The organism is Asticcacaulis solisilvae (assembly GCF_017875235.1).
GTDB lineage: Bacteria > Pseudomonadota > Alphaproteobacteria > Caulobacterales > Caulobacteraceae > Asticcacaulis > Asticcacaulis solisilvae_A.
In genome coordinates, this window is sequence record NZ_JAGGMI010000001.1 from 56,782 (window position 1) to 70,443 (window position 13,662).

General features: G+C 62.1%; 14 protein-coding genes. 7 read left to right on the plus strand and 7 right to left on the minus strand.

Annotation, left to right across the window (positions count from 1 at the left end):
* Nucleotides 1-60 precede the first annotated feature (60 nt).
* Entirely contained in the window at nucleotides 61-555 is a 495-nt protein-coding gene (locus J2X24_RS00275) for a DinB family protein (RefSeq protein WP_209714912.1), read from the plus strand.
* On the opposite strand, the gene J2X24_RS00280 is transcribed toward J2X24_RS00275, so the two are convergent.
* Nucleotides 552-1,274: an SDR family NAD(P)-dependent oxidoreductase gene (locus J2X24_RS00280; RefSeq protein ID WP_209714915.1), complete on the minus strand. Its 723-nt coding sequence runs from the start codon at nucleotides 1,272-1,274 to the stop codon at nucleotides 552-554. The two genes, J2X24_RS00275 and J2X24_RS00280, sit on opposite strands and share 4 nt — an antisense overlap.
* Entirely contained in the window at nucleotides 1,274-2,422 is a 1,149-nt protein-coding gene (dgoD, locus tag J2X24_RS00285) for a galactonate dehydratase (RefSeq protein WP_209714917.1), read from the minus strand. Before dgoD ends, J2X24_RS00280 begins: the two co-directional genes overlap by 1 nt.
* 122 nt (nucleotides 2,423-2,544) lie before the next feature.
* Here dgoD and J2X24_RS00290 point away from each other — a divergent pair, with 122 nt between their 5' ends.
* Nucleotides 2,545-3,957 (plus strand): sugar porter family MFS transporter, encoded by a 1,413-nt coding sequence (locus tag J2X24_RS00290; protein ID WP_209714920.1) that lies wholly within the window; start codon nucleotides 2,545-2,547, stop codon nucleotides 3,955-3,957.
* 509 nt (nucleotides 3,958-4,466) lie between these two features.
* Here the strand turns inward: J2X24_RS00290 and clpB are convergent.
* Nucleotides 4,467-7,043: an ATP-dependent chaperone ClpB gene (gene clpB, locus J2X24_RS00295; protein ID WP_209714923.1), complete on the minus strand. Its 2,577-nt coding sequence runs from the start codon at nucleotides 7,041-7,043 to the stop codon at nucleotides 4,467-4,469.
* A 210-nt stretch (nucleotides 7,044-7,253) separates the two neighbouring features.
* Here clpB and J2X24_RS00300 point away from each other — a divergent pair, with 210 nt between their 5' ends.
* Entirely contained in the window at nucleotides 7,254-7,505 is a 252-nt protein-coding gene (locus J2X24_RS00300) for a hypothetical protein (protein WP_245344337.1), read from the plus strand.
* On the plus strand, nucleotides 7,502-8,329 hold the full coding sequence (locus J2X24_RS00305; protein ID WP_310002280.1) for an NAD(P)-binding domain-containing protein: 828 nt from the start codon (nucleotides 7,502-7,504) through the stop codon (nucleotides 8,327-8,329). Before J2X24_RS00300 ends, J2X24_RS00305 begins: the two co-directional genes overlap by 4 nt.
* Here the strand turns inward: J2X24_RS00305 and J2X24_RS00310 are convergent.
* Both J2X24_RS00310 and J2X24_RS00315 read right to left on the minus strand, forming a co-directional pair.
* Nucleotides 8,326-8,952, minus strand: a complete 627-nt coding sequence (locus J2X24_RS00310) for a hypothetical protein (RefSeq protein ID WP_209714926.1) — start codon at nucleotides 8,950-8,952, stop codon at nucleotides 8,326-8,328. The two genes, J2X24_RS00305 and J2X24_RS00310, sit on opposite strands and share 4 nt — an antisense overlap.
* Before the next feature lie 83 nt (nucleotides 8,953-9,035).
* Nucleotides 9,036-9,812 carry an alpha/beta hydrolase gene (locus J2X24_RS00315; protein ID WP_209714929.1) on the minus strand — a complete coding sequence of 259 codons (777 nt, stop codon included), beginning with the start codon at nucleotides 9,810-9,812 and terminating at the stop codon, nucleotides 9,036-9,038.
* A gap of 41 nt (nucleotides 9,813-9,853) precedes the next feature.
* Here J2X24_RS00315 and J2X24_RS00320 point away from each other — a divergent pair, with 41 nt between their 5' ends.
* From J2X24_RS00320 to J2X24_RS00330, 3 genes are all read left to right on the plus strand, one after another.
* Complete coding sequence (locus J2X24_RS00320; RefSeq protein ID WP_209714932.1) at nucleotides 9,854-11,032, plus strand: glycosyltransferase family 4 protein; 1,179 nt, start codon at nucleotides 9,854-9,856, stop codon at nucleotides 11,030-11,032.
* 219 nt (nucleotides 11,033-11,251) lie between these two features.
* Nucleotides 11,252-11,773 carry a translation initiation factor IF-3 gene (infC, locus tag J2X24_RS00325; protein ID WP_209716368.1) on the plus strand — a complete coding sequence of 174 codons (522 nt, stop codon included), beginning with the start codon at nucleotides 11,252-11,254 and terminating at the stop codon, nucleotides 11,771-11,773.
* Between the two features lie 214 nt (nucleotides 11,774-11,987).
* The gene (locus J2X24_RS00330) at nucleotides 11,988-12,341 is read left to right on the plus strand and encodes a cupin domain-containing protein (RefSeq protein ID WP_209714936.1); all 354 of its coding nucleotides are present in this window, start codon (nucleotides 11,988-11,990) and stop codon (nucleotides 12,339-12,341) included.
* Here the strand turns inward: J2X24_RS00330 and J2X24_RS00335 are convergent.
* The gene (locus J2X24_RS00335; protein ID WP_209714939.1) at nucleotides 12,331-13,218 is read right to left on the minus strand and encodes a DMT family transporter; all 888 of its coding nucleotides are present in this window, start codon (nucleotides 13,216-13,218) and stop codon (nucleotides 12,331-12,333) included. The genes J2X24_RS00330 and J2X24_RS00335 overlap by 11 nt on opposite strands.
* Before the next feature lie 105 nt (nucleotides 13,219-13,323).
* Nucleotides 13,324-13,563, minus strand: coding sequence for a hypothetical protein (locus J2X24_RS00340; protein ID WP_209714942.1), 240 nt, complete (start codon nucleotides 13,561-13,563; stop codon nucleotides 13,324-13,326).
* Nucleotides 13,564-13,662: the final 99 nt, after the last annotated feature.

The window sequence follows — 13,662 nt, forward strand, 5'->3', positions numbered from 1 at the left end:
CGCGACCAAGCAAAAAAACAGAGCAAGGCGCGCGATTGATTTCAATCGCGTGACGCTCTGATGGACGCGGCCACACTCGAAGCCCTGGCCGCGTTTCCGGACCGGCTCGAAGCCCACTACGCGGCGGTTCCAGACGGCTATCAGCTGTGGACGCCGCCGTCATGGGCGACCTGTCCCAGCGAGCATTTCCCAGCGCTGGAACAGCTCTGCCATATCCGCGATATCGAAATCGACGGCTATCACGTACGGCTGGTGCGAACGCTGAAGGAAGATACGCCTTACCTGGCCGGTGTCGATGGTGATCGCCTGCGCATCGAACGCGCCTATGCCGAGGCCCACGCGCCGAATGTGCTCAGGGCTATCCGCACCGCGCGTGAGGAAACGCTGGAGGTTCTGGGTACGGTATCGCAGGCGCAATGGGCGCGGCCGGCGGTCTTCGAGGACTATGGCACCACGACTCTGCGCGGCCTGGTGCATTACCTGTGCAGCCACGATTTGCAGCACCTGGCCGGGCTGCAATGGCTGTGTGGTCAGATCGCCAGCCATCCCGCCTAAAGCTTGGCGAGCCGTCCGCCGTCTACGCGCAAGGTTTCGCCGGTGATGAAGCGGGCCTCGTCGCTGAGCAGGAAGGCAGCCGCCGCCGCGACATCTTCGGGCAGACCAACATCGGCCGGCGCCAGAACCTCCAGACCGGCCTTGATGTTCGGACTTTCGCGCAACATCGGCGTATCGATGGCGCCCGGTGCAATGCCATTGACGCGCAATCCCTTGGCCTGGCCCTCGATCGACGCCGTGCGCGCCAGGGAATTCAGCGCGGCCTTGGCGGCGGCGTAGGGCCCGACCCTCGCCGAGGTCTGCCAGGCATGGATGCTCGACACGTAGACCAGGGAACCGCCGGCCGGCATGCGCCCGAAGGCCAGGCTGGTAAGATAAGCCACCGACAGGAAGTTGACGCCCACCAATGCCGACCAGTCGGAAGGCGATATCTCTTCCAGGTTCTTGTAGATCATCTGGCCGGCGACCGAGACAACGTGATGGATCGGTCCCATCCGGCCTTCGGCCATCTCGTAGACCGCCGCAACCGCTTCGGCGTCCGCGACATCGACGCCGAAGCCCTGGGCGCCCGGCAGCTTTTCCGCCGCCGCCATCGCCCGGTCCTCATAGCGGTCGAGCAGGACCACGCGCGCGCCCTCTGCTGTAAGACGTTCAGCGATGGCGAAGCCGATGGCGCCGGCGCCACCCGTGATCAGCGCTGTTCTACCGTCAAAACGCATTACCATTCCCGCAAACCTCCGTCCGCGCCGCGCCAGGCCGGATTGCGCCACCTGTGGCCGTCGCGCGCCGCTTGGCGGACCTTGTCTTCATCGATGATGATGCCCAAGCCTGCGCCCATCGGCACGGCGACGTGGCCGTCCGTCACGTCGAACACCGAAGCATCCGTCACATAGGTCAGCAGGTCGTGTTCGCGGTCATTGTAGTGAATGCCCAGCGACATTTCCTGGATGACGAAGTTGGGCGTCGCCGCCGCGACCTGAAGGCATGCCGCCAGGGCAATCGGTCCCAGCGGGCAGTGCGGCGCCAGTGCCACATCATAGGCTTCGGCCAGGCTTGCGATGCGCCGCACCTCGGAAATGCCGCCGGCGTGCGACAGGTCGGGTTGGAGGATATCGACGGAAGCGGCCTCCAGGAACGGCTTGCAGTCCCAGCGGCTGTAGAGCCGTTCGCCCAGGGCGATCGGCAGTGAGGTCAGGCGCGACAGTTGTGCGATGGCTTCGGGGTGCTCGCTCAACAGCGGTTCCTCGATGAATAGCGGCCCGAGCGGCTCCAGTTTGACGGCCAGTTGCTTGGCCATCGCCTTGTGCACGCGGCCGTGGAAGTCGATGCCGGTATCCATGCCGAGCGCGCGCACGGCCTGAACGCGTTCGACGGTGGCATCGAGGGCGCGCGGCGAATCGAGCCAGTTCAGGTCTTCCGTGCCGTTCATCTTGACGGCCTTGAAGCCCTGGGACTTGCGGAGCTTTGCCGCATCTTCGACGTCCGAAGGCCGGTCGCCGCCGATCCAGGCATAGACGGCGATGCGATCGCGCACCTGTCCGCCCAGCAGTTGCCACACCGGCACCCCCAGCTTTTGGCCCTTCAAATCCCACAGGGCCTGGTCCAGTCCCGACAGGGCCGACATCAGCACCGGCCCGCCACGATAGAAACCCAGGCGGTAGGCGGTCTGCCAGACGTCCTCGATGCGTTCGGGATCGGTGTTGAGGAAGCGGTCACGCAGGGATTCAAACGCGCCCTCGACCGCCTCGGCGTGGCCTTCCAGCGACGCCTCGCCCCACCCGATACGCCCTTCGGCCGTCTCGACGCGCACGAACAGCCAGCGCGGCGGCACCAGAAAGGTTTCAATTTGGGTGATGACGTCGGTCATGTGGCGATGTCCCTGTCTGTGTGTTCTCAGTATGTAAGACGCGTAGCCATTGCTTTTCCGCTTGGGAAAAACAGGCTATCAAATGTGAAATACGAAAAAATCATACAAAAGGAAATGCCCCCATGTCCATGCCTCCGCCATCCACGGACGGTCCTGCCCTAAACGGCCAGTGGCGCCTCGGCTTCGTCCTGGCCATCACGCTCAGCGCGGCCATGGGCGGCCTTTTGTTCGGCTGGGACTGGGTGGTCATCGGCGGCGCCAAGCCCTTTTTCGAAAGCTATTTCGGCATTACCGACCCAGCGGTTTCGGGCTGGGCCAACAGTTGCGCCCTGATCGGCTGTTTCTTTGGCGCCGTCCTCGGCGGGGCTTCGGCCGACCGGTTCGGGCGCAAGGGGCCGCTGATCGCTTCGGCATTGCTGTTCGGCGCGACGTCGATCGGCATCGCCCTGGCGAACAATTTCGATGTATTCGTGGCCTGGCGCATCGCCGGCGGTGTGGCCATCGGCCTGGCGTCATCGCTGTCGCCCCTTTACATCGCCGAAATCGCCCCGGCGCGAATTCGCGGCGCATTGGTGGCGGTTAATCAGCTAACCATCGTCATCGGCGTCTTGGGGGCGCAATTGACCAATTGGTGGATCGTGCGCGATCTGCCGGCCGGGATGGAAACAGCGGCGTTGGCGGCTTCGTGGTATGGCACGGAGGCCTGGCGATGGATGTTCGCCATCTGCGCCGTGCCATCGGTCGTCTTTCTGCTGGGCATGCTGTTCGCGCCGGAAAGCCCGCGCTGGCTGCTGACGCGCGGCCGCCGCGACGATGCGCGCAAAGTTCTGAGCCGGATCGGCGGCGACAGCCACGCCGACGCGGCCTTGGTACAGGTGGAAGCGACGTTGGACCAGCCGGGCGAAAAAGTGCGTTTAAGCGACCTGCTGTCGCCCAAGGTGCGCGGCGCGCTGCTGATAGGGATCGTCCTGGCCGTCTTCCAGCAATGGTGCGGCATCAATGTCATCTTCAATTACGCCGAAGAGGTGTTCAAGGCGGCGGGTTACGATCTGTCGAGCGTCATCGCCAATATTGCCTGGACGGGTTCGGTCAACCTCGCCTTCACGGTGCTGGCGCTCAACCTGGTCGACCGCGCCGGGCGCAGACCGCTGATGCTGTTTGGCGCGGCCGGGCTGGCGGTGATCTACACGGCGATGGCGGTGTGTTTCGCACTGGGGATCGGCGGTTTGCCGACCCTGCTTTTGGTGCTGGCGGCAATTGCCTGCTACGCCATGTCGCTGGCGCCAGTGACCTGGGTGGTGATCGCGGAGATTTTCCCGAACCGCATCCGGGGTGCCGCGATCGCGGTGGCGGTGGGGGCGCTTTGGCTGGCGTCTTTCGTGCTGACCTACAGCTTCCCGCTCTTGAACAGCACGCTCAAGGCGCACGGCACCTTCGGGCTCTATGCTGTGATCTGCGTGCTCGGCTTCATGTTTATCTGGTTCAGGATGCCGGAAACCAAGGGCCGGTCGCTCGAGGACATCGAGAATGACTAATGGGGCGTGGGGGTGAGGAGCGCCGATTTGCTCAAGAGCAAATCGGATGAAATCAGTATTAAATGTACTGATTTCCGCGACGAACGCCCGGAGCCATGCGAAGGGCGACCCCACAAAATCTTCTGATATCAAAAGAAAAGCCTGGCCTTTTGGGGCCAGGCTTTTCTTTTGATTCAGGCTACTGACAAACCCCCTATCTTTTTTGAGAAGGGCCAATTGCCACAATTTGATTCCGATATGTTCACCGCTTGATTCCGAGACGTTCCGTGAATCAGGTGGCAATATACCGCATGAAAATTGTCCACAGACTTTGTCAGCAGTCTGTATCAAAAGAAAAGCCTGGCCTTTTGGGGCCAGGCTTTTCTTTTGATTTTAAAGGCCTTGGGGCCTCAGGCCCCAAAACCCCATTAGAGCATGATGACATTAGATAGAAATGTCATCATGCTCTAAGTTTTTGTTTTGTCGCGATATTTAAGGCGAAAGCCGCTTACACTTTTCGCCATATCGCTCTAGTTCATGGTCGGTTTCCCGATCGTCAGATGCTCGCCATCGAAGCCGACCTGGATGACATCGCCATCCGACACCTGGCCGGACAGGATCTGCTTGGCGATCCCATCGACCAGCAGCTTCTGCACCACGCGCTTCAGCGGCCGCGCGCCATAGGCCGGGTCAAAGCCCTTGTCCGCCAGGAAGTTCAGCGCCGCATCGTCGATGCTCAGCGTCATTTCCCGGTCGGCCATCAGCTTCTCCAGGCCTTTCAACTGGATACGAACGATATCGTGCATGTGCACGCGGTCCAGGCGGTGGAACAGGATCATTTCATCGATCCGGTTGAGGAATTCCGGCCGGAAATGCCGGCGCACCACATCCAGGACCAGCGGCCGCACGGTTTCAACCGACGCGTGCTCATCCATATTGACCAGGACTTCGGAACCGAGGTTCGACGTCATGACGATCAGGGTGTTGCGGAAATCGACCACACGCCCCTGACCGTCCGTCAGCCGCCCGTCGTCCAGCACCTGCAGCAGGATGTTGAACACGTCCGGGTGCGCCTTTTCGACCTCGTCGAACAGTACCACCTGATACGGACGCCGGCGCACCGCTTCGGTCAACGCCCCGCCTTCGTCATAACCGACATAGCCCGGAGGCGCGCCGATCATGCGCGATACGGAATGCTTCTCCATATATTCCGACATGTCGAGCCGCGTAATCGCGGTATCATCATCGAACAGGAACTCGGCCAGGGCCTTGTTCAGCTCGGTCTTGCCGACACCCGTCGGCCCCAGGAACAGGAACGAACCGATCGGCCGGTTCGGGTCCTTCAGGCCGGCACGCGCCCGGCGCACGGCATCGGACACAGCCGTTAGCGCTTCATCCTGGCCAACGACGCGCTTACGCAGGTCATCTTCCATACGCAGCAACTTTTCGCGCTCGCCTTCCAGCATCTTGTCGACCGGCACACCTGTCCAGCGCGACACAACCGCCGCAATCTGCTGGGCATCGACGACTTCCGGCGTCAACGGTGCATCCTGCGGCGCGTTTTCAGCCTCCTGAAGCTGCTTTTCCAGTTGCGGGATGCGGCCATAGAGGATTTCAGACGCCTTTTGCAGATCACCGGCGCGCTGGCTGTTGGCCAGTTCGACGCGGGCGCGGTCCAGGGCTTCGCGGGCGCGGGCGGCGGCGCCGACCTTGTCCTTTTCGGCCTTCCAGCGTTGGGTCAGCCCCAATGAGCGGCCTTCCAGGTCTTCCAGTTCGCTCGCCAGTCTTTCCAGCCGCGCCTTGGAGCCCGGATCGGTTTCCTTGTTCAGCGCCTCGCGCTCGATCTTGAGCTGGACGATGCGGCGGTCAAGTTCATCGAGCTCTTCCGGCTTGGAATCGACGGCCATGCGGACGCGCGACGCCGCTTCATCAATAAGATCAATGGCCTTGTCGGGCAGGAAACGGTCCTGGATATAGCGGTTTGACAGGGTCGCCGCCGACACAATGGCCGAGTCGGAGATACGCACGCCGTGGTGAACCTCGTACTTTTCCTTCAGGCCACGCAGGATCGAGATGGTGTCCTCGACCGTCGGCTCGGTGACGAAGACCGGCTGGAAACGTCTCGCCAGGGCCGCGTCCTTTTCGACGTGTTTGCGGTATTCATCCAAGGTAGTCGCGCCAACGCAGTGCAGTTCGCCGCGCGCCAAAGCAGGCTTCAGCAGGTTCGACGCATCCATGGCGCCGTCGGCCTTGCCAGCGCCGACAAGCGTGTGCATCTCGTCGATGAACAAGACGATCTCGCCCTCGGCCGCTGTGACTTCATTGAGCACGGCCTTCAGGCGTTCTTCGAACTCGCCGCGGTACTTGGCGCCGGCGATCAGCGCACCCATGTCGAGCGACAACAGCTTCTTGTCCTTGAGGCTTTCCGGCACATCGCCATTGACGATGCGCTGGGCCAGGCCTTCGACGATGGCGGTCTTGCCGACGCCGGGCTCACCGATCAGGACAGGATTGTTCTTGGTGCGGCGCGCCAGGACCTGGATGGTGCGGCGGATTTCCTCGTCGCGGCCGATGACCGGGTCGATCTTGCCGTCGAGCGCGGCCTGGGTCAGGTCGCGCGCGTATTTCTTGAGCGCATCGAAGCCGTTTTCGGCGGTGGCGCTGTCGGCGGTCTTGCCCTTGCGGAAATTGGTCACGGCGTCCTTCAAAGCTTTCAGCGAAATGCCCGTGGCCTTCAGCAACGGTTCGGATTCCTTGCCGCCAAGGGCTGCCAGCATGAGGCGGTCGGCGGTGACGAAGCTGTCGCCGGCCTTCTGGGCCTCGGTCTCGGCTTCGTTGAACAGGCGCGCCGTGTCGTTGTGCATGTAAAGCTGGGCATTGCCACTGACCGAAGGTAGCTTCGACAGCGACACATCGACCGCACCGGTAAAGGCGTCGGCATTGCCGCCGGCAAGCGTTATCAGGCGTGGCGCAAGGGCATCCTTGTCTTCGACCAGCGCCTTGAGGACGTGCTGCGGCATAAAATACTGATGGCTGTTGGCTTGCGCGATACCCTGTGCGCTCTGGATAACCTTTTGGGTTTTCTCGGAATATTTTTCGATGTTCATAGTGGCTCCCCTGAAAGGCGGATAAGCCCCTTCGGTCCTCAAAGCAAGCAACCGGCGGGACAATGGATAGCCGGGATATAGTGTGGCATTTGGGTTACACAAGAGGAACCGGGACGAAATTGTGGCCTGCCACCTTAACCACAATCCTCTGGCCAAAACCTCTGGCCAAAACCTCTGGAATGCCGCGCACAATCCGCCTATAAGGCGCTTATGCTGCCAGACAAGATCTTCTACCCAGCCGCCGCCGTGATCGCCATTGTCCTGATCGCGATCAGCTTCGTGTGGCCGCAAGGTCTGGGGGCGCCGTCGCCGAAACCGTTCGGCCACGCCATCGAACTTCCCGACTATTACCGCATGGTGCGTGAGCGCGATGCCCGCCTGGCTCGCGAAGCCAAGGAAAAGGAAGAGGCGCGCGCCAAGGCCGCCGCCGAAGCCGCTTCGGCCTCCGCCGCCGCCCAGTGAGTTCCATACTGATCTATGGCTACGGCTTTATCGGCAAGGCCTTTGCCGATGCGGTTCAGGCTGCCGGACACAGCGTTTTCGCGACCGCGCGCACCTCTGAAAAACGTCAGGAACTGGAAGGGCAAGGCATCACGGCAATCGATCCGCAGGATGAGGCCGCCATAGCGCGCGCGGTTACCGATGCCGATGGTGTGCTGATCACACCCGCGCCTGACGATGCAGGCTGTCCGGCCTTTGCGGCGATCGGCTGTCAGCCGTTCGAAGGCAAATGGATCGGCTATCTGTCGACGACCGGCGTATATGGCGACCGCAATGGCGGCTGGGTGTACGAAGAGGATGCCCCTACCCCCTCCTCGACCGAAGGTCGGCGCCGTGTCCTGGCCGAGACGCAATGGCTGAGCCATGGAGCGAATCTTTTCCGCCTGCCGGGGCTTTACGGGCCGGGACGCAACGTCATCGAAAAACTGCGCGACGGCACGGCACGGCGTATCCATAAGCCGGACCACGTCTTTTCCCGCCTGCATCACGATGACTGCGCCCAGGCACTTCTCTCCAGCTTCGAACGACGAACCCGCGACATCTTCAATTTGTGCGACGACGAACCGGCGTCGAGCGAAGACGTGCTGATCCATGCCGTGGAACTGACCGGCCTGCCCCTGCCTGCACCCATTGCGTGGGACGATCCATCCCTAAGCCCAGCCACGCGCCGCTTCTATAACGACAACAAACGCGTCGCCAATGCCCGCGCCAAGGCCGTGCTGGGCTGGCGGCTGCAGTATCCAACCTATCGGGAAGGGCTGAAGGCCATCCTGGCCGAAACCTAATCGCGCGGCCTCATGCAGCGGCGGTCGAAGCGCGCGCCGACAACTGGATCGTCATAGCGCTCATGGAAGGCCGACGGACAGCCGGACCCATCTTCGCCCGCACTGTTCGACTCGAACGACAGAGCGAAGGATTGCGACGTGCCGCCGCGCCCGCCCCGGCCATAACGCCCGTAGCCATGGCCGTATCCGTAGCCATAACCAAGATCATCGTACATGTAGGGATAGGCGCCGTTTTCGCCGAAATCGGTCTGGCTGTAGGCCAGCCCCAGCCAACCATTGTCGCCGACCGGCATGACGGCCGAGACCGAGGCGCTGCGGTAACCACCCGTGCCGACGCTGACACTGGCCGAGCCATGCACGCGGCGCTTCTTGTAGTCTTCCTCGGCGCCTGCCCACGATTCGTAGTCGATGCGCGCTTTTTCGTCCGAAAGCACCTCTTCGTTCAATCGCGACATGAACTGGGCCTTGGTATCGGTCGGAGGAAGAGCGATGACATCGGCTCTGGTCGTTTCGGTCGCCGCCGGCAGAGCCGCGCGGTTGCTTTTCACGACCTCTTCTTCGGCCATGGCGACGCCCGGCAGAACCAGAAGCGAGCAGATAAGGGCAAGACGCGACGCAAACATGAACACCACCTCCGAGGGCCGCAAACTGCGCCCGGCATGCAGCCGAATTAAGGCGCGAATTTATCGTCCGTGCAAGGAAAAGCTTACGCGGCGGCCAATCCTCTCAGTTCCGCGACCATCTCGACCAGCCGGTCGAGGTCCTGAGGGCGCGACAGCCGGTGATCCCCGTCCTTGATCAGTTCCATGCGCGCGTCAGGGCTGGTGAGTGTTTCCATCAACCTCACCCCGTGCTGCCAGGGAACCAGGTCGTCCTGCATGCCGTGGAGTACCCGCACCGGGCCGTCGAAGGCGATCGGCGCGTTCAGAACCTCATGCGTCCGCGCCTCATCAAAAAACGCCTGGCTGAGCGGCACCGGCCGGTCATAGCCCGGCATCATGTGCACGCCCGACACCTCCAGTTGCCGCTTTTCCTCGGGCGACAGGGCGGGCAGCATCAGGGCCGTGGCGAAATCAGCCGCCGGAGCCAGGAAGCCCGCGGCTTTCACGCGCTCGGGCCGCGCCTTGATCAACAGGGACAGCATATGGCCACCCATGCTGGACCCCACCGCGACCAGGGGGCCTTGCGTCAATCGGTCCGCCACCGCCAACACGTTGTCGCGCCAGCGTCCAACCCTTGCCTCATCGAAGTTTCCCCCGGTTTCGCCGTGGGCGAAATAGTCGAAGCACAGGAAATCCCAGCCGCGCGTCCGCGCCTCGGCGCTGAGCCGCGTGATCTTTGATCCGGTCATGTCGGACAGGAAGCCGCCCAGCCAAAGGATGGTCGGGCCGTCGCCTGTCACGCGCCGCCAGGCGATGCGGTCACCGTCTCCTGTCTCCAGAAAGGACGCAGGCTCTTGATCTGTCGGGATTATCGTGGTCATTGCCGTTGAATACCGGCCCGCCCCGCGCTCCACAAGTCCCTATGCCTGACCCCTTCAAAGCCTGCGTGCTGCAGATCGTGCCGGAACTCGACACCGGCGGCGTCGAACAGACTACGCTCGATGTCGCCAAGGCCGTCATCAAGGCCGGCGGCCGATCGATCGTCGTGTCCAAAGGCGGACGGCTGGAGGAAAGGCTCAAGAAGGCCGGCGCGACTGTCGTCCACATGCCGGTCCACAGCAAGAACCCGTTCGTACAGTGGCAGAACTTCAACGCGCTCAAAGGCCTGATCCGCGCCGAGAAGGTCGATATCGTCCACGTCCGCTCGCGTGCGCCGGCCATGGCCGGGTTTGGGGCCGCGAAGGCATGCGGCGCGCGTTCCGTCGGCACCTATGCCGGTATCTACAACGCGAAGTCGGGCCTCAAGCGTTGGTACAACAGCCAGATGACGCGCGGCGACCTGACCATCGCCAATTCGGAATTCACCCGCGCCCATATCCTGAACATCTATGACGTGCCGCCCGAACGCGTCATCGCCATTCCGCGCGGCATCGACCTGAAACGTTTCGATCCGGAAGCCTTCGATGTGCGCCGGGTGATGGATCTCGAAGAAAAGTGGGGTATCGCCGCCGAGGACACACGCGTGCGCTTCCTGCTGGCGGCGCGCCTGACTAAGTGGAAGGGCCAGGCGCTGGTCATCGAGGCCGCCGCGAAACTGAAAGCGCAGGGCACGGACAACTTCCTGATCCTGATGGCCGGCGACGACCAGGGCCGCCGCGACTATACCGAAACCCTGCTGAGGCAGATAGACAGTCACGGTTTAGCTGAGCATATCAAGCTGGTCGGGCACTGTTCCGACATGCCGTCGGCCTACGCCATGTGCCAGTACGCGCTGGCGCCATCGATCGAACCCGAAGCCTTTGGCCGCACGGCGGTCGAGCCCCAGGCCATGCACCGTCCGCCTTTGGCCTCAGCGCATGGCGCCACTGTCGAAACCGTGCTGCCGGGCGAGACCGGCTGGCTGGTGACGCCGGGTGATGCCGATGCCTGGGCCGCCGCCATGAAGACGGCGATCGAGTTGCCCGAACCCGATCGCTTCCGCATGGGCGTCAAGGGCCGCGCCCACGTCCGCGACCTGTTCAGCCTCGACGTCATGTGCGACCGTACCCTTGATGTTTACCGCGCGCTGCTTATCTTGGCGTCAGGCAAGTATCATCCTTAGCCAGCTTGCATTCCGAACCCTCGTCACGTTCGGCAAGGCCGACGGCCGCCGCGCATGTTTGCGCGAGCCCAGCGGCGCTTGAGCAGCAAGAATGCCCTCAAAATTTAACCTTTTGCGCGTAGACAGGGATTGATCCGAAGCCCCGGCAGGTTCATAATCCCGCCGCAGAATCCGATCACCGTATCAACAGTCACAGGAGAACGACCTATTCGTCGCCCGATCCAAGCCCCGCCTCCCAAAGACGGCCCCCGCATCAACCAGGAAATCAAAGTTCCACGCGTTTTGTTGATCGACCATAACGGTGAGAAGCAAGGCATCATGCCGACCTCCGCCGCACTTGAAGCCGCAGAAGAAGCTGGCCTGGACCTCGTCGAGGTCTCTCCCACCGCCGATCCCCCCGTCTGTAAAATTCTCGACTACGGCAAGTTCCGCTTCCAGGAGCAGAAGAAGAAGGCCGAAGCGCGCAAGAAGCAGAAGATCGTCGAAATCAAGGAAATCAAGCTTCGTCCAAATATCGACAAGCACGATTACGAAGTGAAGGCCAAGGCCATGCATCGCTTCTTCGAAGAAGGCGACAAGGTCAAGGTGACGCTCCGCTTCCGCGGCCGTGAAATGGCCCACCCCGAACTCGGCATGAAGCTGCTTCAGCAGGTCAAGGCCGACTTCGAGCCAACCACCCGGGTCGAATACGAACCCAAGATGGAAGGCAAGCAGATGATCATGATCCTCGCTCCGAAGTAAGGGCACCGGTCATTTCAGCAAACAAAACCCCTGATCTCCCGGTCAGGGGTTTTGTTTTGTCCGTACAGGTCATATGTTGACGCGTACGGAGGGCCATTTAGCCTGGTCGCATTTCCCGCGATCAACCGCGTCCACCAAAGCGATATGTCGAAAAGTGTGCAGCGGTTTCGACGGAATATCGCGACAAAGCAAACTGATCTGGAAATGCTCCGCCATGCCAAATTTCGTCCTGTTCGATCCTCAGAACCTGCCCGAGCCCGAGCACACCGGCCCCGATCCCGAAAAGGTGCTGGATGGCGATCCGCGCTTTACCGTGTGGACGGTCGAAGCACGGCCCGGTGACACGGCGTTCGCCGGCTACTGGAAATCGACCCCCGGCGAATGGCGCGTGGCCTACGACGAATGGGAATACTGCTCGCTTCTCGAAGGCTATGCGGTCGTCACCGAGGACGGCGGCGAAACCTGGGATCTGACAGCCGGCGCGCATTTCGTCTTCCGGCCGGGCTTCAAGGGCACGTGGAAGGTTGTAGATCCGGTCCTCAAGACCTTTGTCGTCATCATGCCGTAACGGGCTTGCGGAACAGACTGCGCGGATCGAAGCCGGTGATCAATGCTGTGCCCACCAGCACGACGGCGCCGCCGAGCACGGTCTGGACGCCGATATGCTCGTGCAGGAACAGGCTGCCCCACAGGACGCCGAAGACCGGGATCAGGAAACCGACGCTGAGCGCGGGGCCAACGCCAACCTTCTCTATCAGGTCGAAATAAAGCAGATAGGCCAGGCCGCTACATAAAATACCGACCCCCAGGACGGCGAAGATCACAAGCATGGACGGCATATGCACCGGCGGATAAGCGGGCGCCACAGGCAGGATAAACAGCACCGCCGCCCACAGGCTGCCGTGCGCATTGGAAAATCCGTCGACGCTCCTGGCCTGCTTGGCATAGGCCGACGCCAGGCCGTAGCACAGGGCGGCGAGCAGTCCCGCCCCAACAGCCAGTCCGGCGGCGGGCGTCAGATTGCCGGTATCAAGTCCGACCAGAATGGCCACCCCCAGCACACCCAGCGCCAGGCCGGCACCGGACTTCCAGGTAAAGGCGGTGCGCAGCCACACAGCCGAAATGACCATGCCGAAAATCGGCGCCGTCGAATTGAGGATCGACAGCAGCGAAGCCGGCAGGGTCTGCGCGGCGTAGGCAAACAGTATGAAGGGGAAGGCCGTATTGAGAAAGCCGAGGATAAGGAAGTGCTTCCAGTGCGCACGGATATCCAGGCTTCGGCGCTGAATGAGCGCCACGCCCAAAAGAAAGACCGCGCCAAGTGTCAGCCGCGCTGTCACGACCGCCACCGGCCCAAGCACGGGCGCGGCAATGCGCAGGAACAGAAACGATGCGCCCCAGATGGCGGCGAGCAGAAGCAGCTTTATGACGTTCGCGGCAGACATGACGACCTCCTGTGGCCGTCATATGGCACCGCTATCCAGGTCTGTCGCTCCGGTTCTTGCGGTTTGTCACAATGGTTACGAAGTCTGGCGGGAAATCGCTCCCGGTCAGCCCTCGACCTTGGTTTCCGGCCGGTCCTCACCGCTGACGGCCTCTTCGTGCCACTGCCCCGCCTTATCGTCATAGCTGATGCCGGTGTTTTCGCCCGGCTGGGTCTGCTCGCGGGCGGCTTCTTCCGCCATGGCGCGGGCGATGTCGTGAGTCAGGTAGGTTTCGGAGAAGGTATCGCCCACCTGATAGGCCCAGCCGCCGTCGTGTTCGACAATCTTGTAGGTAACCGTAGTCATGGCAAATCTCCTTATGCAACAAGGCTACGCCTGATCGCAGCAGACTTGCGATGGGAGATATCGCGCCAAAACATAACCACGGCGCAAATCCCTTAACAC

What these genes read in the sequence shown, in the direction of transcription:
- J2X24_RS00275 (WP_209714912.1), top strand. Translation starts at nt 61, where the DNA reads ATGGACGCGGCCACACTCGAAGCCCTGGCCGCGTTTCCGGACCGGCTC.
- J2X24_RS00280 (WP_209714915.1), bottom strand. Translation starts at nt 1,274, where the DNA reads ATGCGTTTTGACGGTAGAACAGCGCTGATCACGGGTGGCGCCGGCGCC.
- dgoD (WP_209714917.1), bottom strand. Translation starts at nt 2,422, where the DNA reads ATGACCGACGTCATCACCCAAATTGAAACCTTTCTGGTGCCGCCGCGC.
- J2X24_RS00290 (WP_209714920.1), top strand. Translation starts at nt 2,545, where the DNA reads ATGTCCATGCCTCCGCCATCCACGGACGGTCCTGCCCTAAACGGCCAG.
- clpB (WP_209714923.1), bottom strand. Translation starts at nt 7,043, where the DNA reads ATGAACATCGAAAAATATTCCGAGAAAACCCAAAAGGTTATCCAGAGC.
- J2X24_RS00300 (WP_245344337.1), top strand. Translation starts at nt 7,254, where the DNA reads ATGCTGCCAGACAAGATCTTCTACCCAGCCGCCGCCGTGATCGCCATT.
- J2X24_RS00310 (WP_209714926.1), bottom strand. Translation starts at nt 8,952, where the DNA reads ATGTTTGCGTCGCGTCTTGCCCTTATCTGCTCGCTTCTGGTTCTGCCG.
- J2X24_RS00315 (WP_209714929.1), bottom strand. Translation starts at nt 9,812, where the DNA reads ATGACCACGATAATCCCGACAGATCAAGAGCCTGCGTCCTTTCTGGAG.
- J2X24_RS00320 (WP_209714932.1), top strand. Translation starts at nt 9,854, where the DNA reads ATGCCTGACCCCTTCAAAGCCTGCGTGCTGCAGATCGTGCCGGAACTC.
- J2X24_RS00330 (WP_209714936.1), top strand. Translation starts at nt 11,988, where the DNA reads ATGCCAAATTTCGTCCTGTTCGATCCTCAGAACCTGCCCGAGCCCGAG.
- J2X24_RS00335 (WP_209714939.1), bottom strand. Translation starts at nt 13,218, where the DNA reads ATGTCTGCCGCGAACGTCATAAAGCTGCTTCTGCTCGCCGCCATCTGG.
- J2X24_RS00340 (WP_209714942.1), bottom strand. Translation starts at nt 13,563, where the DNA reads ATGACTACGGTTACCTACAAGATTGTCGAACACGACGGCGGCTGGGCC.